The sequence below is a fragment of the Streptomyces sclerotialus genome (genome assembly GCF_040907265.1).
GTDB classification, from domain to species: Bacteria; Actinomycetota; Actinomycetes; order Streptomycetales; family Streptomycetaceae; genus Streptomyces; species Streptomyces sclerotialus.
The window spans coordinates 3,247,905-3,271,076 of the sequence record NZ_JBFOHP010000002.1 but is presented as its reverse complement, the minus strand read 5'-3'; the positions used below and the strand labels follow the sequence as shown (position 1 = coordinate 3,271,076).

Below are 23,172 nucleotides of genomic sequence, written 5' to 3'. Positions count from 1 at the left end.
CGAACGGAACAACGGGATGCACCGCGGCGCAGTCACGCAGGGCGGTCGGCAGAAATGAAGAATCCCCCGATCGGGTGATCGGGGGATTCGGGGAGCGGGGAAGAGGCGTCAGAACCGCGGGTCCGGGCTCTGGGCCGTGACGATTTCCACGGCCTCTTCGTGGGTGGCTACCGAGGGCGGGGAGCCTTCGAGGGGCTGCTGGGCGGTTTCCTTCATGCAGAGGACGGCGATGACGCCGATCAGCGCGGCACCCATGGCGTAGTACGCCGGGATCATCTGGTTGCCGTGGAAGCCGGCCATCAGGGCCTCGATGACCAGGGGGGTGGTGCCGCCGAAGAGGGACGTGGAGAGGTTGTAGCCGATGGAGAGGGAGCCGTACCGGACGTTGGTCGGGAAGAGGGCCGGGAGGGCTGCCGACATCGTGCCGAGGAGGCAGACCAGGGAGAGGCCCATCAGCAGCATGCCGGCGCAGATGAGCAGCAGGTCGCCGGTCCCCACCAGCAGGAAGGAGGGGATGGAGAGGACGAAGAAGCCGAGCATGCCGGCCATGAGCAGCGGCTTGCGGCCGAAGCGGTCGTTGAGGCGGCCGACGGAGGTGATGATCAGCATCAGGACGACCATGGTGCCGAGGAGTACCAGCAGGCCGTGCGACTCCTTGTAGTGGAGCGTGTCGGTCAGGTACGTCGGCATGTACGACAGCAGCATGTAGTCGGTGATGTTGTACGCGCCGACCAGGCCGATGCAGAGGATGAGGGCGGGCCACTGCTGGGAGAAGATCTCGCCGAGCTTCTTCTTGGGCTGGTTCTCGGAGAGGTGGGAGAACTCGGTCTCCTCCTCGGCGGGCGAGCCCGTCGCGGAGTGCGTCTGGCTGGCTTCCAGCTTCTGGAAGGCGGGGGTCTCGTCGAGCTTCATCCGCAGGTAGAGACCGACGAGGCCGAGGGGCCCGGCGACCAGGAAGGGGAGGCGCCAGCCCCAGCTCTCCATGGTGTCGGAGCCGAGCCAGGTGTTGAGGATCAGGACGAGGCCGGCGGCGCCGGTGTAGCCGGCGAGGGTGCCCATCTCCAGGAAGCTGCCGAAGAAGCCGCGCTTCTTGTCGGGGGCGTACTCGGCGATGAAGGTGGAGGCGCCGCCGTACTCACCGCCGGTGGAGAAGCCCTGGACCAGGCGGAAGAGGATGAGCAGGACCGGTGCCCAGAAGCCGATGGTGGCGTACGAGGGGATCAGGCCGATGCAGAAGGTGCCCACGGCCATCATGATCATGGTGAGGGCGAGGACCTTCTTGCGGCCGATGCGGTCGCCGAGGGGGCCGAAGTAGGCGCCGCCGATGGGCCGTACGAGGAAGGCCACCGCGAACGTCGCGAACGAGGACAGCAGGCTCGCGGTGTCGCTGCCGCTGGGGAAGAAGACGTGGCCGATCGTGACGGCGAGGTAGCTGTAGATGCCGAAGTCGAACCACTCCATCGCATTACCGACGGCGGCGGCCTTCACGGCGCGCTTGACGACCCGTTCGTCGGTGATCGTGATGTCGGTGCGGCGGAGCTTGGGGTTCTTGCGACGGTTGATGGCGCGGAAGAGCGTGCGGTGGCGCCGGACCGCCTCGGGGTCCAGTTCGGTCCCGGACGTGGCATCGGTACTGCCGGTCGTCACGAGTGCGGTCCTCTCGCTCGGTCGGTCCGCGCACTGCGCGGTGGGCTCGTTTCGAAAGGGGCGTCTGCGCGGTTACGGAGCCGGTCAAACCACTTTGGCGGCAGAAGGCGATATTCGTCACTCGGTGTGGGCCGTTTAGGGCGGGTGTGACGTGGTTGTGCCCGTGGTGCGGGAGTGGGTGTGCAAGGCGCGTGGAGGGGAACCCGGGGGTGCTGCCGAGCGGCCTCCGCCGGGACGACTGCCCGGGCGGGAGGCCGCTCGGTGCCGGTTCGGGGCCTCGCGGGCCTGGCCGGCGGTCAGCGGTTACAGGCCCAGGTCCTTGATGATCTTGGCGACGTGGCCGGTGGCCTTGACGTTGTAGAGGGCACGCTCGACCTTGCCCTCCTCGTCGACGATGACGGTGGAGCGGATGACGCCCGTGACGACCTTGCCGTAGAGCTTCTTCTCGCCGAAGGCGCCGTAGGCTTCCAGGACGGACTTGTCGGGGTCGCCGAGGAGGGTGACCTTCAGCTCCTCCTTCTCGCGGAACTTCGCGAGCTTCTCCGGCTTGTCGGGGGAGATGCCGATGACGTCGTAGCCGTGGCCGGCCAGGAAGTCGAGGTTGTCGGTGAAGTCGCAGGCCTGCTTCGTGCAGCCGGGGGTGAGGGCCGCGGGGTAGAAGTAGACGATGACCTTGCGGCCCTTGTGGTCGGCGAGCGAGACCTGCTTGCCGTCCGCGTCGGGGAGGGTGAAGGCGGGGGCGGTGTCGCCGGGCTGCAATCGCTCGCTCATGGCTCTCCTCAGGGGTGGGTCGGTGACCGTGCCGGCCATGGGCCGGTGACCGTGCCGACCTCGGTGGTCGTGTGTTCCGCCCCGAGGTTACTGACGTCCGCCGACAGCCCCGCGCGCCGTCGGCCGGTTCGCCTCTTTGTACGCCGCGTGGGCCCGCTGAACGGGGGTGCCGTGGAGCGGTACGGAGAGCAAGCTGACAGACTGTCCGTCAGGAACCATCGAGAACGTGTACTCACCGGCCGAAACGACGGAGGCAGCGCGGTGTCGGATGCCAGGACCCCTGCGCAGATCGAGGCGGACATCGTCCGCCGGCGGCAGGAGCTCGCCGTGACGCTCGACGAGATCGGCGTGCGGCTGCACCCCAGGACGATCGTCGGCGACGCGAAGGCGAAGGCGGCGGCGGCCGTGGACCGTACGGCCGGGCGGGCGTACGTGGTCGCCAACCGGGCGGTCTCCGACGTCCGCTCGCAGCTGGTGTCGGAGGACGGCGCGCCGCGGATGGAGCGGATCGTGCCGGTGGCGCTGGTCGCGGTCGGCCTGGTGGGGCTGCTGGCGATGAGCGCGCGCAAGCGGCGGTCGTAGGGGGATTGCCGGGTCCGTACTGCCGGGCCGGGGTCCGGTCCGGGGGCGGATACAGGTACGGTCTTGCCGTGAGCCCGAACAACACTCAGGACACCCACGACAAGCTGCCGATCCGGATGCTGCACGACCGGGTGCTCGTCCGTACCGATACGACCGAGGGCGAGCGGCGCTCGACCGGTGGCATCGTCATCCCCGCGACGGCCGCGGTGGGCCGCCGGCTGGCGTGGGCGGAGGTCGTGGCGGTGGGGCAGAACGTCCGTACCGTCGAGCCGGGGGACCGGGTGCTGTACGACCCGGAGGACCGCGCCGAGGTGGAGGTGCGCGGTGTCGCCTACGTGCTGATGCGCGAGCGCGACCTGCACGCGGTGGCGGCGGAGCGCCTGGAAGGCGCCGAGGACTCCACCGGGCTGTACCTGTGAGTCCCTCTCTCCGGTAAGGCCCTGACCAGTACGCGCGAACGGGCGGTGACCGGTGTCACCGCCCGTTTCGGCATGGCTTGCTAAGGTCGGGGGCATCCCGACGAGACGCGCCGTACCGGGTCATGACAAGACGACGCACCCCTGTAGATGCACACGCGCGGGCGTGTGCGTGCTTGTCACGGAGGTGCCGTCATGGCATGGATCCTGCTGCTCGTCGCCGGTCTGCTGGAGGTCGGCTGGTCGATCGGGATGAAGTTCACCGAGGGGTTCACCCGGCTGTGGCCGAGCCTGTTCACGGGCGCGGGCATCGTCGCGAGCATGGCCCTGCTGTCGTACGCCGCGAAGACCCTGCCGATCGGTACGGCGTACGGCGTGTGGGTGGGCATAGGCGCCGCCGGTGCGGCGGTCGTGGGCATGGTGGTGCTGGGTGAGCCGGCGACCGCGGCCCGGATCTTCTTCATCTGTCTGCTGCTGGTGGCCGTCGTGGGCCTGAAGGCGACCTCCGGGCACTGATGCCCGCTGCCCGGAGGCCGCCTCGCGGTGTCGGCTAGTACTGCTGTCCCGGCGGGGTTCCCGGTGCTCCGCCGGGGCCGCCGCCGCCCGGCTCGACCGTGGGGAAGTCCTCGGTGGGGGCCGTGGTGGGCGGCGGCCCGGTCGGGAAGGTGGGCTCCGGCGGTTCGACGGTGGTCGGCGGCGCCGTGGTGGCCGGGGGCGTGACGGGCGGCGCGGTCTGCGACGGGGTGCTGGGCGCCCCGGTCTCGCCGCCCGGAGTGGTGGGCGGTGCGGTGGCCGTGGGCGCCGGCTGGTCGGCGCCGCTCTCCAGCTCCAGGTCGAAGTCCTCGGCGGGCTTGCCGTCGAGCGCGGCCGCTGTGTAGTCGGCCCAGATCTGGGCGGGCCAGCCGCCGCCGTTGATGCGGGCCAGGCCGCCGGCGCCGTAGAGCGGTTCCTGGGTCGCGGTCTTGGGGTCCTGGCCGAAGACGGCGATGACGGTGGCGAGGTCGGGGGTGTACCCGGCGAACCAGGCGGCCTTGTCCTCCTCGGCGGTGCCGGTCTTGCCGGCGGCGGGGCGGCCCGCGGCCTGTGCCGCGGCGCCGGTGCCGCCGGGGCTCTCGACGACGCTGCGCAGGATGGAGGTGGTGGTGTCGGCGGCCTCGCGGGGCATCGCGGTCCGCTCGGCCCGGTCGGGCAGGGTGACGTTCTCGCCGTTCTTGGTGATCTTCTGGAGGAAGGTGTACGGGACGCGCTTGCCGTGGTTGGCGAGGGTGCCGTAGGCGCTGGTCATCTCCAGGACGCTGGGGGTGGCGGTGCCGAGCGAGATGGCGCCCTGGGACTCGGCGAGCCCGGGGGTGGTGCGCGGGATGCCGAGGTCGACGGCGGTCTCCCGGACCTTGTCGGGGCCGACGTCGATGCCCATCTGGGCGTAGACGGCGTTGACGGACTTGTCGGTGGCCTCGGAGACGGTGATCTGGCCGTAGGAGCGGTCGTCCTCGTTGGCGGGGGCGAAGCCGGTGGGCTGTCCGTCGCTGACGGTCATCCGCTTGTTGGTGCCGTCGTAGACGGTCTGCGGGGTGATCGTCTGCCCGTCCTGGGTGGTCGCGTGGTTGGCGACGGCGGAGGCGAAGACGAAGGGCTTGAAGGTGGAGCCGACCTGGTAGTCGGCGCGGGTGGCGCCGTTGACGAACTGCTGGGCGTAGTCGATGCCGCCGTACATGGCGACGACCTTGCCGGTGGCGGGGTCGATGGAGGCGCCGCCGGCCCGGACGTTCTTGTCGGCGTCGCGGTTCTTCTTGTCGAGCTGGTCCATCACCTGGTCGTCGACGGCCTTTTCGAGGGCCAGCTGCTTCTTCTTGTCGATGGTGGTGGTGATGCGGTAGCCGCCGCCCTTGAGGTCGTCCTCGTCGAGGATGTCGTTGTCGCGGAGGTAGTCCTTGATGGCGTTGACGAAGTAGCCGCGGCGGCCGGAGAGGCCGCTGGGGGTCTTGGCCTCGCCGGGCGGGTCGAACTTGGTGGCGGCGCGCTGGGAGCCGCTGAGCCAGCCCTTCTTGACCATGCCGTCCATGACGTAGTTCCAGCGGGCCTCGGCGCGCTGCCGGTTCTCGGGGTGGACGACGATGTCGTACTGGCTGGGGGCGTTGAGGAGGGTGGCGAGGTAGGCGCCCTGGGCGGCGTTGAGGTCCTTGACGTCCTTGTTGTAGTACGCCTGGGCCGCGGCCTGGATGCCGTAGGCGTTGCGGCCGTAGTAGCTGGTGTTGAGGTAGCCCTCCAGGATCTCGTCCTTGCTCACCTCGCGGTCCAGCTTGATGGCGATGAAGAACTCCTTGGCCTTGCGGGTGATCGTCTGTTCCTGGCCGAGGTAGTAGTTCTTGACGTACTGCTGGGTGATGGTGGAGCCGGACTGCTTGCCCTTGCCGATGACGGTGTTCCAGGCGGCGCGCAGCATGGCGACGGGGTTGACCGCGGACTCGCTGTAGAAGTTGCGGTCCTCGGCGGCGAGTACGGCGTGCTGGACGTCCTTGGGGACCTGGCTGAGCTTGACGTTCTCGCGGTTGACCTCGCCGTCGCGGGCGAGCTGGGTGCCGTCGGAGAAGAGGAAGACGTTGCTCTGGGCCTTGGCCGCCTTGTTGGCGGGCGGGATGCCGACGAGGAGGTAACCGGCGAGGAAGCCGCCGACGATGATCAGCAGGATCACCAGGATGCCGCCGAGGGTCATGCGCCAGGTGGGCAGGAAGCGGCGCCAGCCCGTGCGGCGGGGGCGGCCCTTCTTGCCGGGGCTCGGGGCGGCGCCCGGTGCGGCCTCGGCGGAACCGTTACTTCCCTGGCCGTCCTGCTGCGAATCGTCGTTCATGTCTGTAGTGACTCCTCGGCCGCCGCCGATGGTTGTGCCGCGGCGGATCGGTGTCGTAGCGGGCGAAATGCGCCCTATGCCGGAAAAAGGTCGTGTCTTCCGAAAAGTGTCGCCCGACAAGAAACTCTCGCATCATGCGGGACGACCCAAGAGGGTGGCACGCACATGTGACCGGTCTGTGACCGGCCGAACGGGTTCCCTCCCTCACCGGAACGAGTGATAAACGCGTGGCGCCTCCTTCATCGGCGGGGCTAAGGTCCGTTGCTTTGGCGTCACGACACGGGGGGCGGGAGCGTGAGCGGGGTACTTCTCCGGTGCGGCGGTGGCGTCGCGCTGTACGCTGCCGTGGCCCGGGGCGGCTTCCGGCGGTACGTCACCTACCGCACCGCCACCGCCGCCGGGGTGTTCACCAACACCGTCTTCGGCTTCATCCTCACCTACGCCTACCTGGCCCTGTGGGACGAGCGCCCGCATCTGGGCGGGTACGACCAGGCGCAGGCGCTGACCTTCGTATGGCTCGGCCAGGCGCTGCTGGCGACGGTACCGCTGGGTGTCAACGGCGGCATCGACGAGCTGCAGGAACGCATCCGCAACGGCGACATCGCGGTGGACCTGTACCGCCCCGCCGACCTCCAACTGTGGTGGCTGGCGAGCGACCTGGGCCGGGCCGCCTGCCAGCTGCTCGGCCGCGGGGTGCTGCCCATGGCGGTCGGCGCGCTGGCCTTCGACCTCGCGCTGCCCGCCGCGCCGCTGCCGTGGGCCGCCTTCCTGGTGTCCGCCGTGCTCGCGGTGACGGTCGGCTTCGCGCTGCGCTACCTCGTCGCGCTCACCGCGTTCTGGCTGCTGGACAGCTCCGGGACGGCGGTGCTCGGCGGCCTGGCCGCGACGTTCTTCTCCGGGATGCTGCTGCCGCTGCGCGCCTTCCCGGAGGGCTTCGGCGAGGTCGTACGGCTGCTGCCGTGGGCCTCGATGCTCCAGGTGCCGGCCGATGTCCTGCTGGGGCGGTACGAAGGCGCCGCCGTGCTGGGGGCGCTGGGCTTCCAGGCGGGCTGGGCGGCGGTGCTGCTGGCGGTGGGCCGGCTGGTGCAGTCGGCGGCCACCCGGAAGGTGGTGGTGCAGGGTGGCTGAGTCCTTCGGGCGGGCCGCGCCGGTGCGGCACGGCGTACGGGCGTACCTGCTGATCGTAGCGATGTGGGTCCGGTCCACGCTCACCTACCGGGCGTCGTTCGTGATCATGGCCCTCGGCAATGCCGCGGGCAGCGGCCTGGAGTTCGTGACGATCCTTCTGATGTTCTCGCACATCGACGAGCTCGGCGGATTCGGGCTGCCCGAAGTCGCCCTGCTCTACGGAGCGTCGGCCACGGCCCTGGGGCTGGCGGACCTGCTGCTGGGCAACGTCGAACGGCTCGGCGCGCGGGTGCGCGACGGCACGCTGGACGTCCTGCTGGTACGTCCGGCGCCGGTGTACGTCCAGGTCGCCGCCGACCGGTTCGCGCTGCGCCGGATAGGGCGGCTCACGCAGGCCCTGGTGGTGCTGGGCTGGGCACTGGCGGCGCTACCGGGTGACTGGGCGCCGGGCCGGGTGGTGACGGTCGCGGTGATGCTGGTGAGCGGCGCGGCGATCTACGGCGCGGTCTTCACGCTCGGCGCCGCTTTCCAGTTCTGGGCGCAGGACGCCGCCCAGGTGCAGAACGCCTTCACATATGGCGGAAACGCGATGCTGCAGTACCCGCCCACCGTCTTCGCCAAGGACCTGGTGCGCGGGGTCACGTACATCATTCCGCTCGCCTTCGTGAACTGGCTGCCCGCGCTCCGCCTCCTCGGCCGGGACGACCCGCTGGGGCTGCCGGGCTGGGTGGACTTCCTGGGGCCCGTGGTGGCCGCGGTGATGTGCGGGGGCGCGGCGCTGGCGTGGCGGGCGGGGCTGCGCGGATACCGGAGCACGGGGAGCTGACATGACGACGGACGAGCCGGCGACGGACGGGCAGGGGCCGGAATTCATCGTTCTGGAGGGGGTGGAGAAGGTCTTCCGGGTACGCCGCAAGGCCGGGTGGCTGCGGCGGGTGCGGCAGGAGGTGCGGGCGGTGGACGGGATCGGCTTCCGCATCGGGCGCGGCGAGATGGTGGGCTACATCGGGCCGAACGGCGCGGGCAAGTCGACCACGATCAAGATGCTGACCGGCATCCTCGTGCCCAGCGGCGGCCGCATACGGGTCGCGGGCATCGACCCCTCGCGGGAGCGCACCCGGCTGGCCCGCCGGATGGGCGTGGTCTTCGGGCAGCGCACGACCCTGTGGTGGGACCTGCCGCTGAAGGACTCCTACGAGCTGGTGCGGCGGATGTACCGGGTGCCGTACGACACGTACCGCAAGAACCTCGACCGGTGCGTGGAACTGCTGGACCTGGGGCCGCTGCTGGACGCGCCGGTGCGGCAGCTCTCGCTGGGGCAGCGGATGCGCGGGGACATCGCGGCGGCGCTGCTGCACGACCCGGAGGTGCTGTACCTGGACGAGCCGACGATCGGGCTCGACGTGATCAGCAAGGCGCGGGTGCGGGAGTTCCTGCGCGAGGTGAACGCCACGCTCGGCACGACCGTCCTGCTGACCACGCACGACCTGACCGACATCGAGCAGCTGTGCCGCCGGGTGATGGTCATCGACCACGGACGGCTGGTGTACGACGGCGGCCTGGACGGGCTGTACGGCATCGGGGAGAGCGAGCGGACGCTGGTGGTGGACCTGGAGCGGGAGCTGCCGCCGATCGAGGGCGTGCCGGGCGCGCGGACCGTACGGGTGGAAGGGCCGCGGCAGTGGCTGGCGTTCCCGGCGTCGCAGAGCGCGGCGCCGGTCGTGGCGGCGGTCGCCGAGCGGTGGCCGCTGGTGGACCTCTCGGTACGGGAGCCGGACATCGAGGACGTGATCGCACGGATGTACACGAGAAGCGCCGTGAACTGATGTACCCCCGAAGCGCCGTGAACTAGGACCGCAATCCCCGTTCGCTGCTTACTCTTTGTGCCATGAATGAGGAACTCCCCGAATTGCGCGCCTCCGACGCCGACCGGGACCGGGTCGCGGAGATCCTGCGGGACGCGCTGGCCGAGGGGCGGCTGCGGATGGAGGAATTCGACGAGCGGCTGGACGCGGCGTACAAGGCGCGTACGTACGGCGAGTTGGTGCCGCTGACGGCGGACCTCCCGGCGGGCGGCCGGGCCGCGCCGGTGGCACCGGCGGCCGCGCCCCTGGGCGCCGGCGAGCCGGCCTGGGCGGAGCGGATCGTGGGCGGCGAGGGCGGCTCGTCGGCCGGGGTCGGGATCCTGGGAGGGTTCCGGCGGACCGGGCGGTGGACGGTCGGGCGGCGCTTCACCGCGGTCGCCTTCTGGGGCGGCGGCGAGATCGACCTGCGCGAGGCCCGGTTCACGGACCGCGAGGTGGTCATCAACTGCTTCGCGATCATGGGCGGGATCAACATCGTCGTGCCGCCGGGCGTCGAGGTCGACGTGCGCGGCGTGGAGATCATGGGCGGCTTCGACCACCGGGAGGCCGGTGTGGCGGGCGACCCCGACGCGCCCCGGGTGATCGTGACGGGTCTGGCGTTCTGGGGCGGCGTCGGTGTCGAGCGGAAGCCGACCAGGGCGGAGAAGCAGCGCCTGAAGGCCGAGCGGCGGGAGCGCAGGGCGCTGGAGAAGGAGGAGCAGGAGCGGCGGCGCAAGGAGCTGGGCTGACCGCCGCCCGCCGTCCCTACAGTGCCGCCGGGGTCGAGCCCTTGAGGTGCTTGAGGTTCACCGCGCGGGCCATCGCCTTGTAGCCCTCGTCGCTGGGGTGCAGGTGGTCGCCGGAGTCGTACTCGGGGAGCAGCCGGTTCGGCTGGGCGGGGTCGCGCAGCGCCTTGTCGAAGTCGACCACGTTGTCGTACACGTTCCCGGCCCGGATCTGCGCGTTCACCGCCTGGCGCACCCGGTCCATGCGGACCGAGTAGCCGCGGTGGCCGTAGAACGGGGTGAGCGTGCCGCCGGTGACCCGCAGGCCGCGCGCGTGTGCCTGCTCGACGACCTTCCGCATGCCGGCGACCAGCTTCTTGGGGTCCCACTGGCGCGGGGTCTTGAACAGGTCGTTCAGGCCGATCTCGACGATGACGGCCTTGACGCCGGTGCGGGACAGCGCGTCGCGGTCCAGGCGGGTGAGCACGCTGGGGCCGTTGTTGGGGGAGTAGCGGCTGCCGTCGATCAGCAGGCGGTTGCCGCTGATGCCCTGGTTGAGGACGCCCAGGCGGGGCGCGCCGGGCTCCTTGCGGAGCCGCTCGGCCAGGAAGTCGGTCCAGCGGTGGTTGGCGCCCATGGTGGAGGTGATGCCGTCGGTGATGGAGTCGCCGATGACGACGACCGAGCCCTGGGCCTCGCGGCTCCACACGTCGACGCCGGTGAGGTAACGCCAGTACGGGCTCTGCTCGGTGTACGCCGTGCCCGCGTCGTCCGCGGCCCGGTCGCCGCGCGCCAGGTAGGAGGTCTGGCGGGCGTACGGGTGGTAGGTGACGGGGCCGGAGGGTGCCGGGGAGTACGTGGTGACCAGCAGGTCCGCGTCGTGCGGCACGTCCAGCCGGGCGGGGTCGCTCGTTATCGCGCCGCCGGCCGGGATGACGACGGAGGTGCGCTCGCCGAAGGTGAGGCGGCGCATCGTGCCGGCCACCGCGGTGGGGGTGTTGGGGGCCGCGGCCAGGGCGACGGTGGCGTGGGTGATCGCCAGCGGCCGGGTGCCGTAGAGGTTGGAGAGCTGGATGCGGGTGCTGCTGCCGCCGACGCTGGTGTGGATCACGTTCCGTATCGACATGCCCGCGTACCCGTCGAGGGTGCCCGGCTCGGCGGCGGCGGCCGATGCCGACCAGGTGCCGACCCACTGGCCGGAGACGGCGGGGTCGGCGGAGTTACGGGGGTTGTGCGGGTCGCTGCCGGTGCCGCCGCCGTTGCCGCCGACCCCGACGAAGATCGCCGTCGATACGAGGACCACCACTGCCGCCAGGCCGGCGAGCAGGGCGTAACCCACACTTTTGGTCATGCGGGGGCGTTCTCCTGAAGAAGTCGGAGCCGCTGGCTCCGGATGGGCAAGGGCAGCGTCTGATCAGCGGCGCCGTCGCAGTCCGATCGATCCGCCATGATCCCATGTCGGCCGGTACGGATGCCCGGCGGCTCCCTCCCCGCCAGGACGGCGGTAAGGCGTTGCGCTCGACCTGTGGGACGACGGGAACTCGTGGTTCGTTCCAGACAGGGAACCAGCACTAGGTCACAGTTGGAAAAACGGCGGGGGCGGTCGAACGGATGGAGCGGATGGAACGCACGAAGACGGACGTGACTCCCGGTGCGGTGGGCGGTCCCACGGCCGGGACCGCGGCGAGCCCTGTGGCCGGTTTCACATTCAACGAGGCCGACGAGGAGAAGCGGCGCGGGGTCCGCCGGATGAAGACCCTCGCCACCTGTCTGCTGCTGGCCGTCGCCCTGGTGTACGCGCTGGCGAAGTGGGCCGGCGCCGCCGGGGCCGGCGGCTGGACGGGCTACGTGGCGGCGGCCGCCGAGGCGGGCATGGTCGGCGCGCTCGCGGACTGGTTCGCGGTGACCGCGCTGTTCCGGCGGCCGCTCGGCCTGCCCATCCCGCACACCGCGATCATCCCGACGAAGAAGGACCAGCTCGGGCAGAGCCTCGGCGACTTCGTGGGCGAGAACTTCCTCTCCGGCGAGGTGGTACGGCAGCGGCTGCGCAAGGTCGGCATCGGCAGCCGGCTCGGCCACTGGCTCGCCGAGCCCGAGCACGCCGACCGGGTCACCGCCGAGCTGGCCACGGCCCTGCGCGGCGCGCTGACCGTGCTCCGCGACTCCGACGTGCAGGCCGTGGTCGGCGAGGCGATCACCCGCCGGGCCGACGCCCAGGAGATCGCCCCGGGGCTCGGCACGATGCTGGAGAAGGTCGTCGCGGACGGCGGCCACACCCGGCTGGTGGACCTGGTGTGCGCCCGGGCGCACGACTGGCTGGTCGTCCACTCCGACTCCGTCATGGCGGCGGTGGCGGGCGGCGCGCCCGGCTGGACCCCGCGCTTCGTGGACCGCAAGGTCGGCGACCGGGTCTACAAGGAGCTGCTGCGCTTCGTGACGGAGATGCGGGACATGCCCGAGCATCCGGCGCGCGGCGCGCTGGACCGCTTCCTCACCGACTTCGCCGGGGACCTGCAGTCCGACACGGACACCCGGGCGCGGGTGGAGCGGCTGAAGTCGGAGGTGCTCGGCCGCGGCGAGGTGCAGGACCTGATCGCCTCGGCGTGGGGTTCGGTCCGCGCGATGATGGTCGCGGCCGCCGAGGACGAACACAGCGAGCTGCGGCAACGGGTGCGCGGGGCGCTGCTGTCGCTGGGCAAGCGGCTGGCGGCGGACGACCGGCTCCAGGGCAAGGTCGACGGCTGGCTGGAGGGCGCCGCGGTGTACGTCGTCACGACGTACCGCGACGAGATCACGCTGCTGATCACGGACACCGTCGCGAGCTGGGACGCCGAGCAGACCTCGAAGAAGATCGAGGCGCACATCGGCCGCGACCTGCAGTTCATCCGGATCAACGGCACGGTCGTGGGCGCGCTCGCGGGCCTGTGCATCTACGCCGTGTCCCATGCGCTGGGCGGCTGAAGCCGGGCCGTCGCTGCGGTGATCGCCGGCCGCACGCCGTACGGTGCCCCGCGTGCGGAAGCGGATACCGGTGACGGTGCGGCTGATGTGGACGGCGGTGGAGCCGGAGCGGGAGTGGCGCGGCACGCCGCCGGCCTTCGCGCCGCTGCCGTCGCCGGGCATGCGCGGCGAACACACGACGGTGATCGAGGAATCGCCGTCCGAGTCGTTGCCGCCGGGCCCGCGCCGGGACCTGGCCTACGCCGTGCTGCGCATCCCGCGTCTCGGCGTCACCGTGCCCGTCGCGGAGGGCGTCGGCAAGGCCGGCGTGCGGGACAAGGGGTAGGTGGGGCACCACCCGCGGACGGCGCAGCCCGGCCGGGCCGGGAACGTCGCCCTGGCCGGGCACCGCAACACCCACGGCGAGCCGTTCCGCCGCCGGGTCCTGCTGCGGCCCGGCGACACCGTACGCATCGACACCGACGACGCGCACTGCACCTACGTCGTGGACCGGACGCTGCCGCGGACCACGGCCGGCGACGGCACGGTGCTCGCCGAGGTCCCGTACAGCTCCGGCCACCCCGGCCACCGCCACACCGAGCCCGGCTACCACCTGACCCTGACGACCTGCACGCCGGAGTACACCTCGGAGTACCGGCTGGTGGTGTGGGGGCGGCTGACGGAGATGGCGCCGCGCTAGTACGAGCTGCCGGGCGCCGCGGCCGACTTGGTGATCTTCTTGCCGTCGGGGCCGACCACGAACCAGGTGCCCTTCACACCCTGCCCGTTGACGTCCCCGGGGGCCTTGTCCCCTTTGAACAGGTACATCGGCCAGCAGTCCACGGCCAGTTGCTCGGTGCCGTCGGGGCGCTTCACGGTGGTGATCAGCTTGGCCGGTACCCCTTCGATCTTGTCCTTGTCGGCGGGCTCCGCGGGTTTCCAGGTGTCCAGGCAGGCACCGGTACAGGCGAACTTCATCGGCCAGGCGCTGTCCTTGGTGAAGCGGTAGAGGGTGCGGCCCTTGCCGTCCACGATGATCTTTCCGAGCTGTCCGTTCTCCGCGACCGAGACGTCCGCCCCGGGCGCCGCGGCCTCCGACGCCTCCTCGGCGGGGGCCTCGTCCGCCTCCGGCTGCTTCTCCGCGGCCGCCTCGCCGGCCTTGCCGCCGTCGGCGGCGAGCGCGAACCAGGTGCCGCCCACGCCTTGGCCCTTGGTGTCGCCGGGCGCGGTGTCCTTGGCGTACCGGTACACCGGCCAGCCGCCGAGGGTGAGCTGCTTGCTGCCGTCCGAGCGGGTCACCGAGCCGAGGTCGGCGGCGTTGATGCCGGTGGTGGCCTTGGCGTCGTCGGCGGGGACCGGCGGCCAGGTCGAGGCGCAGTCGCCGTCGCAGGCGGACTTCGGCGGCTTCGGGGTGTCCTTGTCGAAGCGGTACAGCGTCAGGCCCTGGCCGTCGGTGACGACCTTGCCCAGCCCCGGCGCCTCTTTGAGGGCGAGGGTCTTGGCGGCCGCACCCGGCCCGCCGGCCGCGGCGCCGCCCGCCGCGCCGTACCCGCCGTCCTTGCCGGCTTCCGCGCCCGCCCCGTAACCGGAGCCGTTGTCGGAGGCGCCCTGGCCGGCGGGCTGGACCTGGTCACCGGACGCGGCGTAGTCCTTGTCGCCGCAGGCCGAGGTCAGGGCGAGCACGGTGAGTGCGATGACGGCGATGCCCGCCTGCCGGCGGTTGACGTGGGTGGCTCGGTTGCTCATGGGGTTCTCCTTCGGTGGGGGCGGCGGAGGTGCCGTCGGGACGGGGCTACGGGCTGGGATACGGGGGGCGGCGCGGCCCCCGTTCAACGCCCGCGAAAGTTGTCACTTGACGTCACAAAGCGGTGTGCTGCGGGCAGTACGGGGCCGGAGGCGGATCGGCGTACGTCCGTTCGGGGTCATTCGGCGCCGGAGAGGACCCGTAGGGCCAGGGCCGGGCAGCGGCGGACGGCGAGGCGGGCGCGGCGGCGCATCCGGGCGGGCAGTGCCATGGCCGCCTGCCGCGGATAGCCGTCCGGGCCGAGGCGGACGACGCCGGGCACGAGATCGGCACAGAGGCCGTGGCCCCGGCAGCGCGTCCAGTCCACGACCAGCTGACCGGCGGGCGCGGCCGGTGCAGCGGGGGACACCGTTGCGGGTGGTACGGCGGCCCTCCCGGGCAGTGGCAGGGCGCCCAGTACCGGACGTCCGCAGCCGCCGCCGTGCGCGTGCGCGGCGAACTCCTCGGGGAACGCCGCCAGCGCGGAGGCGACGAAGCGGGCGGTGCCGTCGGGGTGGCCGCACGCGCCGCGCCGCTCCACGGCCCGCGTCCGCGCCCGTACGGCGGCCAGGGCGCGGGCGCCGCCGCCCCGCACCACGGCCGCCAGCGCATCGGCGAGCGCGGGCAGGCCCAGCACGCACGGACCGCACTGGCCGGCCGACTCCCCGGCCAGCCAGCGCGCCACCGCCGCGCACTCCCCGGCCGGGCAGGTGCCCTCGGGCAGCGGGAGGAGGGCGCCCGCGCCCAGGACGGCGCCGTGCGCGGCGAGCGCGGCGCGGTCGAGGGTGACGGTGCGGGCAGTGGCCGGGGAGAGGAACGTGCCGTGGTAGCCGCCGATCAGGACGCCCTGGCCGGGACCGGTGCCGCAGTGCGCCAGTACGCGGACGAGGGGGACGCCGGTGGGGGCCTCCAGGACGCGGGTGCCGGCGACGGTCAGCAGGAGGGTGCCCGGCTCGTCGGGGACGCCGGTGGTGCGGTGGCCGAGCGCGCCCCGCCGCGCTGCGACCGCGAGCTGGGCGAAGGTCTCGGTGTTGGACAGCAGGGTGGGCAGCCCGCCGAGGCCGCGCTCGCTGGCGCGGACCGTGCGCCCGGGCGGCAGCCCGTGACCGCCGTCGAGTCCGTCGATCAGGGCCGGGCCCGCACCGCTGACGAACCGTTCCGGCAGGCGGGACACGCGTAACCGGACGGACAGCGGGCCGCGTTCGGCGACCGCGAGGCCCACCGAGTCCGCCACGTCGGCCCTGGTCACCCCGATGGCAACCGCCCGGGCGCCGAGCGCGTGGGCCGCCAGCAGCGCGCCGTCCAGCACGAGATGGGGCGCGTACAGCAGCAGCGCGGTGTCCTTCAGACAGCCCGGTTCGCCCTCGGTGCCGTTGACGACCACGGCGGCGTGGCCGTCCGAGCGGCGCAGCGCGTCCTGTACGGCGGCCAGCTTGCGGGCGAAGGGGAAGCCGGCGCCGCCCCGGCCGCGCAGCGCGATGTCCTCGGCGAGTGCCGCGAGTTCCGCGGCGGAGAGTACGGGCGCGGTGCCGTGCACGGTCAGGTGCGCCACGCGGTCGAGCCGGGCGGCGCCGCCGTGCGGGGTGGTCACCCCTGCGAGCAGCCGGGGCGGCCACGGGGGCGGGGCTTCGGTGCCGATGCCGGGCGCACCACCGTCGTGGCCGGCCGCGCCCGCGAGGCGGAGCCGCATGTCGGCTCCTCCCGCGCCCCTCACCGGCGCCCCTCCGGGGCGCGGCGGGCCGGTCGGCGGCCGGACCGCAGCCGGTACGCCAGGGCCGTGGCCGCGGCCGCCACGCACAGGGCGTAGGCGGCGGTCACCCAGCCCGCCGCCGGGCGGCCCGCGCGCAGGCCGTGGACCAGGGCGGCGCCCCAGGCGAGGTACGCGGCCATGTGCAGCGCGCGCCACCACCCGGCGGCGGTCCGGCCGGTGAACGCGGTGCGCGCCGCGCCGGTCACCGCGACCGCCAGGAACCCGTAACCGGCCAGCGTGCCCAGGCCGATCAGTACCGGCCGGACACCGTCGGCGAACGGCAGCGCGGCGGCCCGGCCCGTGGTCTGCCCGCGTGCGACCTTCACCACGATGTGCAGGGCGAGGAAGCCGAGGCCCGCCACGCCCGTACCGCGGTGCACGGCCTGCGCCAGCAGCCGGTGCCCGGAGGACAGCACCCGCCGGTCGGTGGCGGCCAGGCCCCACAGCACGGTGCCGGTCAGCGCGACCAGGGCGAGCACCCCGGCCCCGAAGTCCAGGAAGTCCGCCGTCCGTTCCGCGGCGCCGGAGCGGGCGAGGACGGCCAGGAAGAGCAGCAGCGCGGCGGGCAGGGCGGGGCGCAGCGGCAGCCGCCTCCCGGCGCGGGGCGCGGAATTCGGGCGGTGGCGGGCGCGTGGACCTGGCGCGGACATCGGGCCTCCACGGAAATCGAGGGCGGAAATCGAGCGGAAGGATGCGTAACGCCCCGGAAAGGGCGGGGAATTGCCGTACGTTCCGGCGGCGATGTGTGCGGCAGCATCTCGGACGTGTCCGGGGGCTTCCGGGCCTTTATCGCGCTGTGACAAATTCCTGCACCGGCATCGCCGTCGCCCGGCCCGGTGCGGATGATGCCGACTCAGGCACTGGCCCTCAGGCACAACGGCCGTATCCCAGCCGCCCCCCGACGGCAGGAACGAGGTAGCGATGTGTGATCTCCTGAACCGCATATGGTCACGGCCCCGAGGCGAGTGGACCCGGGTTCTGCGAAAGGAACTCCCGTCGCTCGCCGAGAAGATGGTGGCAGAGCTGCGTATCGCTTTTCCCGCCTTTTCGGCGCTGCTCGCGGAATCACCGAGGGCAGCGGAAGCGCAATGGGCCGTGGAACAGGCCCTGCTGACGTCGCTCGGTTATCAGGAGCGGACGGAAAACGAACGCCGCCCCGCCGGACTGGTCGTCACGCCGATGCCGGTGTCCCGCGCCCGCAAGGTCCTCTTCGGCGCGCTCTCCGGGCAGCATCCGCTGCCGGCCGCCGCGCTGGCCGAACCGGCCCGGTGCGCCGGCTGGCCCGTGCCCGCCACCCTGCGGGCCGTCGTCCTCGGGTCCCCCGCCGAGGCGCCGCAGCTGGCAGCGGCGCTGGGTGACGCGCTCGTCGGCACCGTCGACGGCACCACCTGCCTCTTCGTGCCGGACCCCGGCACACAGACCCGGCCCCGGCTGGAGGCCGCGCTCAAGGGCCGCCCGGCGGCCGTCGGCCACACCGTGCCCGCGGACGACGCGGCGTCCTCACTGCGCTGGGCCCGCGCGCTGCTGGCGCTCGGACCGGGGCGCGGCGGCCCCGACGTACGCCCGGTCTTCGTCGACGACCATCTCTCGACGCTGCTGCTCCTCCAGGACGAGTCGCTGGTCACGGCGCTGGCCGCGCGCCGGCTCGGCCCGCTGGAGGAGCTGACGCCCCGGCAGAGCGAGCGCCTCGAAGTGACGCTGCTGGCCTGGCTGGAGGGCGGCGGCGCGCCGGAGGCGGCCAAGGTGCTGCAGGTGCATCCGCAGACCGTGCGTTACCGGCTGCGGCAGATCGAGAAGCTCTTCGGCCCCGCGCTGCGGGATCCGCTTACCCGCTTCGAGCTGGAGATGGCGCTGCGCAGCCGGCGGCTGCTGGCGCGCGTACGGCGGCACCGCTCGCGGGCCGGGCGCCGGGCCGGGGCCTCCGGCGTCCGTCCTCTGGGGGTCACCAGGGAGGCCCGCGTGAACGGGCTCTGAGGCCGCCGCGCGGCGGGCCGCGGACGGACGGACGGTGGTCCCGGACCGGGCCGGGCCGGGCCGGTCCGGGACCACCGCGCCGGCTCAGCCGCAGTCGCGGCCGCTGTTGATGCAGTCGACCGCCTCGTCCATCAGCTGGTCCGGCATGACGTTGATGAAGTCGCCGTGGTCGGTGACCGGCTTGTGCAGCTGTTCGGGGAAGCTGTCCACCGCGAACTGCTGCCCCTCCGGCACGTCGTAGGTGATCTTCTCCTGGAGCTGCGGGATGGCGCGGAAACCGGCCGGGCAGGAGCCGTCCTCCTGGGCGAACGCCACGTGCGTACGGTGGTTGGCGCTGTCGGTGTTCTGTCCGTCCCAGCAGCTCTGGAAGTTGAACGTGCGGACGACGTCGGCGCCGTCCGGGCAGATCGGGTACTTGTCCTTGAGCTGCCGGTCCTCGAAGCCGACGCAGCTCCACGAGGCGTTGGCGTTGGCCGGGCCGTTGGTGAAGGCCTTGGCGTCACCGGTGATGATGCGCAGGAAGCGCGGCATCGCGGTCACCTCGCCGTCCTGGCTGCCGCTGAAGGTCAGCTGCACCGAGGACGGGGTGAGGACCGAGCCCACGTTGCCGTCGTGGGCCGCGCCCGGCTTGTGCTCGGAGGTGCCGTCGAGGGCGCGCAGCACGGGCCAGTAGTACGTGGACAGGTCGCCGTTGTCGCAGGTGGTGCCGGAGGCGGCCAGGCTCTCGTCGGTGGAGAAGGCGTCGGTGGACTCGTTGCCGACGTAGTCGTGGGTGTGGTGCGCGCCGTTGCTGACGCCCGGCGTGACGATGACGTTGTCGGAGTTGAAGTGGCCCTCCTCGTTGGTGCCGCACTCGGAGACGAAGGTGCCGGTGGAGGCGCCGTCGCCCTGGGGCGGCTGCTGGGCGTCGGGCTGCACGGAGCGGATGTCGGCGAAGTCGTCGGGCGAGGGACCGCCGACGGGCGGCAGCTGACCGTCGCCCGCCTGGCCGTCGGCGTCCTGGCCGCCGTTGTTCTGCTCGTCGCCGCCTTGGCCGTCGCCGTCCGCCTGGTCCCCGCCCGGTGCCGGGTCGCCGACCGATACCGACTGACCCGTCGGCTTCGTCTTGCAGGCGCTCATGTTCAGCAGCGCGTCCGGGCGGGGCGCCGACCGGCCGATGGCGTCGGCCATCGCCCCGATCGTCTTCGCGCGCTGCTGCCGCAGCTGCTCCAGCACCGCTCCCTGACCGCCGCCGGCCTGCCCGCCGGACGTCATCTTCTCGTACGCCGCCGCCACCTGGCGGTCCAGTGCGGCGAGCCCGCGGGAGACCGGGAGCTGCGCGCCGCGCGGCACCTGGCGCAGCCGGTCGCCGACGTCCGGGCACGACACGGTGGCCGCCGCGGCCGCCGGGCCGCCGCGCTGCCCCGGGCCGTCCTCGCCCGTCGGGTCCGCCGAGGCACCGGCGGCGATCAGCGCGGTCCCGCCGCCGCCCAGCAGCAGAGCGGCGGCCGCGGCCACCAGGCGAGTGGTCAGACGCGAGCGTTTATGGGCCTGTGGAGTCATGCGATCACTTCGCTTCGTGGGGAGTGGTGGGAAGTGCTGGGGAGAGTGGGGTGGGGGTACGGCCGCGTGTTCGGGGAAACGTACGGCTGCCGGGGGCGGGCCGCCGCCAGGTTGCCGAAGTCGACCAGGCCGGTACCTTCCAGGACCGTGATGTGGTCCAGGACGACCGCATTCGTACGAGTGGCCAGCCGCCGCACCATCGCGTTGCGGCTCTGCGCCCGGACGAGCGCGACGAGCCCGAAGACCTTGCCGTGGGCGCGGCGCAGCAGCTGGGCGAAGCGCCGGTCGAAGTCCTGGCCGCGGGCGGTGTCCAGCTGCCCGAGCCACCCCTGCTGCTGTGCGGTGGGTTCGTCCGGCAGCGGCATGCCCAGGTCACGGGCGGCCCGTACGGAGAGCCGGTCCAGTTCGGTGTGGCCGGCCACGAGGTGGTCGCCCGCGGTCCGTACGGCCTTGCGAGTACCGCGTTCCCGGGCCTGGCGGCCCGCGGGCAGCTCCCACAGCCCGGCGAGCCGGACCTTGCGCACGAAGTCCCGGTCCATGGGCGTCAGCGGGCCGTACGGGGTGCGGACGGTGCCGCCGCCGTCGTCCTCCCAGCCGGCCGCTGCGGCGGCGACCGAGGTGTTCTGGCCGAAGAGCTGGACGGGCAGCAGCAGGGCGACGAGCGTGACCGCGAGGGCGGCGACGATCAGCCCGGTGGCGGGCGTACGCGCGTCGGCGGGGGAAGCGGGGGACGACTGGCCTGCGACGAGGCGCACACGGAACCTCCCGGTCGGTCCGGCGGGGACGACTGGGACGCTAGGCCGGTACGGACGGGGCGGACGGCGGGTCCGCACACCCGGACAAGAATCGCGCCGCGCCTACCGGACGGTGCTACGGTGCGGGCGCCGCCCGGCCGGTGCGGCCCGGCGTGCGGTGGCCCGCGGCCGCTCAGCGCTCGTACAGCGCGTCGATCTCCTTCGCGTACGCCACCTCGATCGCCTTCCGGCGCAGCTTCAGGGACGGTGTCAGCAGCCCGTCGGCGACGCTGAACTCGCCGGGCAGGATGCGGAACGCGCGGATCGACTCGGCACGTGAGACCGAGGCGTTGGCGACCGCCACCGCCCGCTGCACCGCCGTCCGTACGGCTTCCTCGGGCGGGTCGCCGGGCCGGGCGTGCTGGAATCCGCCGCGGTAGCGCCGCCAGTGCTCCAGCGCATCGGGGTCCAGGGTGATCAAGGCCGCGACGTACGGCCGGTTGTCGCCGACCACCAGGCACTGCGAGACCAGCGGGTGGGACCGGATCCGCTCCTCCAGTCCCAGCGGCACCACGCTCTTGCCGCCGCTGGTGATGATGATGTCCTTCTTGCGGCCGGTGATCACGAGGTAGCCGTCCTCGTCCAGGACCCCGAGGTCGCCGGTGGCCAGCCAGCCGTCGTGCGGCACGCTGCCCCGTTCGTCCACGTACCCGGCGAAGACCACGTCGCCGCGCACCCACACCTCGCCGTCCTCGGCGATCCGTACCGCGCAGCCGGGCAGCGGCCGCCCGACCGTGCCGAACCGTACCTGGCCCGGCGGGTGCGCCGTCACCGCGCCGCTGGTCTCGGTGAGCCCGTACCCGTCGTAGATGGTGAGCCCGGCCCCGGCGAAGATCCGCCCGAGGTCCGCGCGGAGCGGTGAGCCGCCCGAGACGGCGGTGCGCACCCGGCCGCCCAGCACCCCGCGGATCCGCCCGTACACCAGCCGTTCGTACAGCGCGTGCCGGGCGCGCAGGGCGGGGCCCGGACCGTGGCCGCGGCCCCGCTCGTGGCGTTCGACGGCCTGTACGTACGCGAGCGCGGTGGCCGCAGCGGCGTCGAACATCCGCAGCCGGCCGGTCTCCTCGGCGGCCCGGCGCGCGGTGTCGTAGATCTTCTCGAAGACGTACGGCACCCCGAGGAGAAAGGTGGGCCGGAAGGAGGCGAGCGCGGGCAGCAGCGCCTGCGGGGTGAGCTCCGGCTCGTGGCCGAGCAGGATGCCGCCGCGCAGGCAGGCGACCTGGATCATCAGCCCGTAGCTGTGGGCGAGCGGCAGGAACGCCAGGATCGACGGCTGTTCGCCGGGCGGCCCGAGGAGCCGGCCCCAGCCCGCCAGCAGCGTGTCGGCCTCGGCGGCGAGGTTGGCGTGGGTGAGCACGCAGCCGCGGGGGCGGCCGGTGGTGCCGGAGGTCTGGATGACCGCCGCGGTGTCCCGGGGCGTCACGGTCCGGCGGAGCCGGTGCACCTCCTCGTCGGGCACCTGCCCGCCGAGCCCGCAGAGGTGCCCGACGCAGTCCTGGTCCAGCTGCCAGACGTGGCGCAGCCGGACCTGCGCGTCACTGGCCGCCGCCACGGTCATGGCGTGCTGCTCGTGCTCGATGACGATGGTGTCGGCCTTGCTCGCGGCCAGCAGGACGTGCAGCTGCTCGGTGGAGGCGGTGGGGTAGACGGGGACGAGGTGGGCGCCGAGCGACCACACCGCATAGCTGAAGAGCGTCCACTCGTAGCGGGTGCGGGACATCACCGCGACCCGGTGGCCGGGCCGTACGCCGGCCGCGAGCAGGCCCTTGGCCAGGGCCAGCACCTCGGCCCGGAAGGCGGCGGCGGTGACGTGCTGCCAGCGGCCGGGCTCCGCGGGGTCCCGGCGGGCGAGCTGGGGGAGCGCCGGCACCCGGTCGGCCAGCTCGTGGACGGAGTCGGCGAGGCCGCCCGTGAGGGGGGCCGTCACCAGGGCGGGCGTGCTGGTTTCGCGCACCCACACCTCCCTCGTTCACCCCGGCCGAATGGCCGGTGCAGCGGGCAAGTTACCCGCTGGTGACCCGGACTGCACAGATCTCTGGTTAGTCTTGAGCGGAAGAGGACAAAGCCGAGCGGGAAGGAGAGCACGCATGCGGCGCATCGCCGATGCCTGGCGACTGTACGTCGGCGCGCTCCTGTTCCTGCTGGCCGGTGTGCTGCTCGCGGAGAGCGGGCTGGCCACGGCACTGACCGCGGCCGCGACCACCGCCGCCGTCCTCCTGCTCAGCCGCGCCGTGCTCACCGCGACGCTGGCCCGCCCCGATCCGCCGGGCCGGGTACGCACCGCCATCCGGGACCGGGAACGCCGTACGGCCTTCCTGCCGCAGCGCGATCCCGACGCCGCCGGCCGTCCGCGGCCGAGGGCACCGGGCCGTCGTCTCCTGACGGCCGCGCAGGCGCCCTCGTAGGCGCTGCTCCTTCTTCGCCCCCG

At 72.9% G+C, this 23,172-nt stretch carries 22 protein-coding genes and 1 riboswitch; of the genes, 12 read left to right on the top strand and 10 right to left on the bottom strand.

Annotated features, from left to right (window positions below; all coding sequences use genetic code 11):
* Positions 1-108: 108 nt before the first annotated feature.
* Positions 109-1,647 carry an MFS transporter gene (locus AAC944_RS14500; RefSeq protein ID WP_030614325.1) on the bottom strand — a complete coding sequence of 513 codons (1,539 nt, stop codon included), beginning with the start codon at positions 1,645-1,647 and terminating at the stop codon, positions 109-111.
* A 303-nt stretch (positions 1,648-1,950) separates the two neighbouring features.
* The gene (gene bcp, locus AAC944_RS14495) at positions 1,951-2,418 is read right to left on the bottom strand and encodes a thioredoxin-dependent thiol peroxidase (protein ID WP_030614323.1); all 468 of its coding nucleotides are present in this window, start codon (positions 2,416-2,418) and stop codon (positions 1,951-1,953) included.
* A 261-nt stretch (positions 2,419-2,679) separates the two neighbouring features.
* On the opposite strand from bcp, the gene AAC944_RS14490 reads away from it, so the two are divergent.
* The 3 genes from AAC944_RS14490 to AAC944_RS14480 all read left to right on the top strand — a co-directional run bounded on the left by AAC944_RS14490 (position 2,680) and on the right by AAC944_RS14480 (position 3,932).
* Positions 2,680-3,000, top strand: coding sequence for a DUF3618 domain-containing protein (locus AAC944_RS14490; protein ID WP_030614320.1), 321 nt, complete (start codon positions 2,680-2,682; stop codon positions 2,998-3,000).
* Between the two features lie 116 nt (positions 3,001-3,116).
* Positions 3,117-3,419 (top strand): GroES family chaperonin, encoded by a 303-nt coding sequence (locus AAC944_RS14485; RefSeq protein WP_051871743.1) that lies wholly within the window; start codon positions 3,117-3,119, stop codon positions 3,417-3,419.
* Positions 3,420-3,493: 74 nt separating this feature from the next.
* A riboswitch (guanidine-III (ykkC-III) riboswitch) is annotated at positions 3,494-3,559 on the top strand.
* A 52-nt stretch (positions 3,560-3,611) separates the two neighbouring features.
* Positions 3,612-3,932: a DMT family transporter gene (locus tag AAC944_RS14480; RefSeq protein ID WP_030614313.1), complete on the top strand. Its 321-nt coding sequence runs from the start codon at positions 3,612-3,614 to the stop codon at positions 3,930-3,932.
* Between the two features lie 34 nt (positions 3,933-3,966).
* Here AAC944_RS14480 and AAC944_RS14475 read toward each other — a convergent pair whose 3' ends face one another.
* Complete coding sequence (locus AAC944_RS14475; RefSeq protein ID WP_030614311.1) at positions 3,967-6,264, bottom strand: transglycosylase domain-containing protein; 2,298 nt, start codon at positions 6,262-6,264, stop codon at positions 3,967-3,969.
* Positions 6,265-6,558: 294 nt separating this feature from the next.
* Here AAC944_RS14475 and AAC944_RS14470 point away from each other — a divergent pair, with 294 nt between their 5' ends.
* From AAC944_RS14470 to AAC944_RS14455, 4 genes are all read left to right on the top strand, one after another.
* On the top strand, positions 6,559-7,392 hold the full coding sequence (locus AAC944_RS14470) for an ABC transporter permease (RefSeq protein WP_368397189.1): 834 nt from the start codon (positions 6,559-6,561) through the stop codon (positions 7,390-7,392).
* Between the two features lie 61 nt (positions 7,393-7,453).
* On the top strand, positions 7,454-8,218 hold the full coding sequence (locus tag AAC944_RS14465; protein ID WP_051871742.1) for an ABC transporter permease: 765 nt from the start codon (positions 7,454-7,456) through the stop codon (positions 8,216-8,218).
* A 1-nt stretch (position 8,219) separates the two neighbouring features.
* The gene (locus AAC944_RS14460) at positions 8,220-9,218 is read left to right on the top strand and encodes an ABC transporter ATP-binding protein (protein ID WP_030614301.1); all 999 of its coding nucleotides are present in this window, start codon (positions 8,220-8,222) and stop codon (positions 9,216-9,218) included.
* A 62-nt stretch (positions 9,219-9,280) separates the two neighbouring features.
* The gene (locus AAC944_RS14455) at positions 9,281-9,985 is read left to right on the top strand and encodes a DUF1707 SHOCT-like domain-containing protein (RefSeq protein WP_030614299.1); all 705 of its coding nucleotides are present in this window, start codon (positions 9,281-9,283) and stop codon (positions 9,983-9,985) included.
* Positions 9,986-10,001: 16 nt separating this feature from the next.
* On the opposite strand, the gene AAC944_RS14450 is transcribed toward AAC944_RS14455, so the two are convergent.
* Positions 10,002-11,312: an SGNH/GDSL hydrolase family protein gene (locus tag AAC944_RS14450; protein WP_030614297.1), complete on the bottom strand. Its 1,311-nt coding sequence runs from the start codon at positions 11,310-11,312 to the stop codon at positions 10,002-10,004.
* 260 nt (positions 11,313-11,572) lie between these two features.
* Between AAC944_RS14450 and AAC944_RS14445 the strand changes: the two genes are divergently transcribed.
* From AAC944_RS14445 to AAC944_RS14440, 3 genes are read left to right on the top strand one after another with little or no spacing between them, the layout of a single operon-like run.
* On the top strand, positions 11,573-12,922 hold the full coding sequence (locus AAC944_RS14445) for a DUF445 domain-containing protein (protein WP_030614295.1): 1,350 nt from the start codon (positions 11,573-11,575) through the stop codon (positions 12,920-12,922).
* Between the two features lie 52 nt (positions 12,923-12,974).
* Entirely contained in the window at positions 12,975-13,247 is a 273-nt protein-coding gene (locus AAC944_RS36505; RefSeq protein ID WP_438272802.1) for a hypothetical protein, read from the top strand.
* Positions 13,248-13,601 (top strand): sortase domain-containing protein, encoded by a 354-nt coding sequence (locus tag AAC944_RS14440; protein ID WP_438272801.1) that lies wholly within the window; start codon positions 13,248-13,250, stop codon positions 13,599-13,601. It begins immediately after the preceding gene.
* Here AAC944_RS14440 and AAC944_RS14435 read toward each other — a convergent pair.
* From AAC944_RS14435 to AAC944_RS14425, 3 genes are all read right to left on the bottom strand, one after another.
* Entirely contained in the window at positions 13,598-14,647 is a 1,050-nt protein-coding gene (locus AAC944_RS14435; protein WP_030614293.1) for an SCO0930 family lipoprotein, read from the bottom strand. The two genes, AAC944_RS14440 and AAC944_RS14435, sit on opposite strands and share 4 nt — an antisense overlap.
* 176 nt (positions 14,648-14,823) lie before the next feature.
* Positions 14,824-16,374: an NADH-ubiquinone oxidoreductase-F iron-sulfur binding region domain-containing protein gene (locus tag AAC944_RS14430; RefSeq protein ID WP_078888548.1), complete on the bottom strand. Its 1,551-nt coding sequence runs from the start codon at positions 16,372-16,374 to the stop codon at positions 14,824-14,826.
* 20 nt (positions 16,375-16,394) lie between these two features.
* Positions 16,395-17,084: a hypothetical protein gene (locus tag AAC944_RS14425; RefSeq protein ID WP_368397187.1), complete on the bottom strand. Its 690-nt coding sequence runs from the start codon at positions 17,082-17,084 to the stop codon at positions 16,395-16,397.
* A gap of 445 nt (positions 17,085-17,529) precedes the next feature.
* Between AAC944_RS14425 and AAC944_RS14420 the strand changes: the two genes are divergently transcribed.
* On the top strand, positions 17,530-18,408 hold the full coding sequence (locus tag AAC944_RS14420; protein WP_368397186.1) for a PucR family transcriptional regulator: 879 nt from the start codon (positions 17,530-17,532) through the stop codon (positions 18,406-18,408).
* 84 nt (positions 18,409-18,492) lie between these two features.
* On the opposite strand, the gene AAC944_RS14415 is transcribed toward AAC944_RS14420, so the two are convergent.
* From AAC944_RS14415 to AAC944_RS14405, 3 genes are all read right to left on the bottom strand, one after another.
* Positions 18,493-19,950 carry a DUF1996 domain-containing protein gene (locus AAC944_RS14415; RefSeq protein WP_030614281.1) on the bottom strand — a complete coding sequence of 486 codons (1,458 nt, stop codon included), beginning with the start codon at positions 19,948-19,950 and terminating at the stop codon, positions 18,493-18,495.
* Positions 19,947-20,705 carry a DUF4142 domain-containing protein gene (locus AAC944_RS14410; protein ID WP_078888547.1) on the bottom strand — a complete coding sequence of 253 codons (759 nt, stop codon included), beginning with the start codon at positions 20,703-20,705 and terminating at the stop codon, positions 19,947-19,949. The genes AAC944_RS14415 and AAC944_RS14410 overlap by 4 nt, the downstream gene beginning before the upstream one ends.
* A gap of 172 nt (positions 20,706-20,877) precedes the next feature.
* Positions 20,878-22,698 (bottom strand): AMP-dependent synthetase/ligase, encoded by a 1,821-nt coding sequence (locus AAC944_RS14405; protein WP_030614278.1) that lies wholly within the window; start codon positions 22,696-22,698, stop codon positions 20,878-20,880.
* 133 nt (positions 22,699-22,831) lie between these two features.
* On the opposite strand from AAC944_RS14405, the gene AAC944_RS14400 reads away from it, so the two are divergent.
* Positions 22,832-23,149, top strand: coding sequence for a DUF6412 domain-containing protein (locus AAC944_RS14400; protein ID WP_030614274.1), 318 nt, complete (start codon positions 22,832-22,834; stop codon positions 23,147-23,149).
* The last annotated feature ends 23 nt before the right edge of the window (positions 23,150-23,172 follow it).

Coding starts and splice junctions, on each gene's coding strand:
- AAC944_RS14465 (WP_051871742.1), top strand. CDS start 7,454: ATGTGGGTCCGGTCCACGCTCACCTACCGGGCGTCGTTCGTGATCATG.
- AAC944_RS14450 (WP_030614297.1), bottom strand. CDS start 11,312: ATGACCAAAAGTGTGGGTTACGCCCTGCTCGCCGGCCTGGCGGCAGTG.
- AAC944_RS14435 (WP_030614293.1), bottom strand. CDS start 14,647: ATGAGCAACCGAGCCACCCACGTCAACCGCCGGCAGGCGGGCATCGCC.
- AAC944_RS14480 (WP_030614313.1), top strand. CDS start 3,612: ATGGCATGGATCCTGCTGCTCGTCGCCGGTCTGCTGGAGGTCGGCTGG.
- AAC944_RS14485 (WP_051871743.1), top strand. CDS start 3,117: ATGCTGCACGACCGGGTGCTCGTCCGTACCGATACGACCGAGGGCGAG.
- AAC944_RS14415 (WP_030614281.1), bottom strand. CDS start 19,950: ATGACTCCACAGGCCCATAAACGCTCGCGTCTGACCACTCGCCTGGTG.
- AAC944_RS14460 (WP_030614301.1), top strand. CDS start 8,220: ATGACGACGGACGAGCCGGCGACGGACGGGCAGGGGCCGGAATTCATC.
- AAC944_RS14455 (WP_030614299.1), top strand. CDS start 9,281: ATGAATGAGGAACTCCCCGAATTGCGCGCCTCCGACGCCGACCGGGAC.
- AAC944_RS14475 (WP_030614311.1), bottom strand. CDS start 6,264: ATGAACGACGATTCGCAGCAGGACGGCCAGGGAAGTAACGGTTCCGCC.
- AAC944_RS14430 (WP_078888548.1), bottom strand. CDS start 16,374: ATGCGGCTCCGCCTCGCGGGCGCGGCCGGCCACGACGGTGGTGCGCCC.
- AAC944_RS14400 (WP_030614274.1), top strand. CDS start 22,832: ATGCGGCGCATCGCCGATGCCTGGCGACTGTACGTCGGCGCGCTCCTG.
- AAC944_RS14425 (WP_368397187.1), bottom strand. CDS start 17,084: ATGTCCGCGCCAGGTCCACGCGCCCGCCACCGCCCGAATTCCGCGCCC.
- bcp (WP_030614323.1), bottom strand. CDS start 2,418: ATGAGCGAGCGATTGCAGCCCGGCGACACCGCCCCCGCCTTCACCCTC.
- AAC944_RS14445 (WP_030614295.1), top strand. CDS start 11,573: ATGGAGCGGATGGAACGCACGAAGACGGACGTGACTCCCGGTGCGGTG.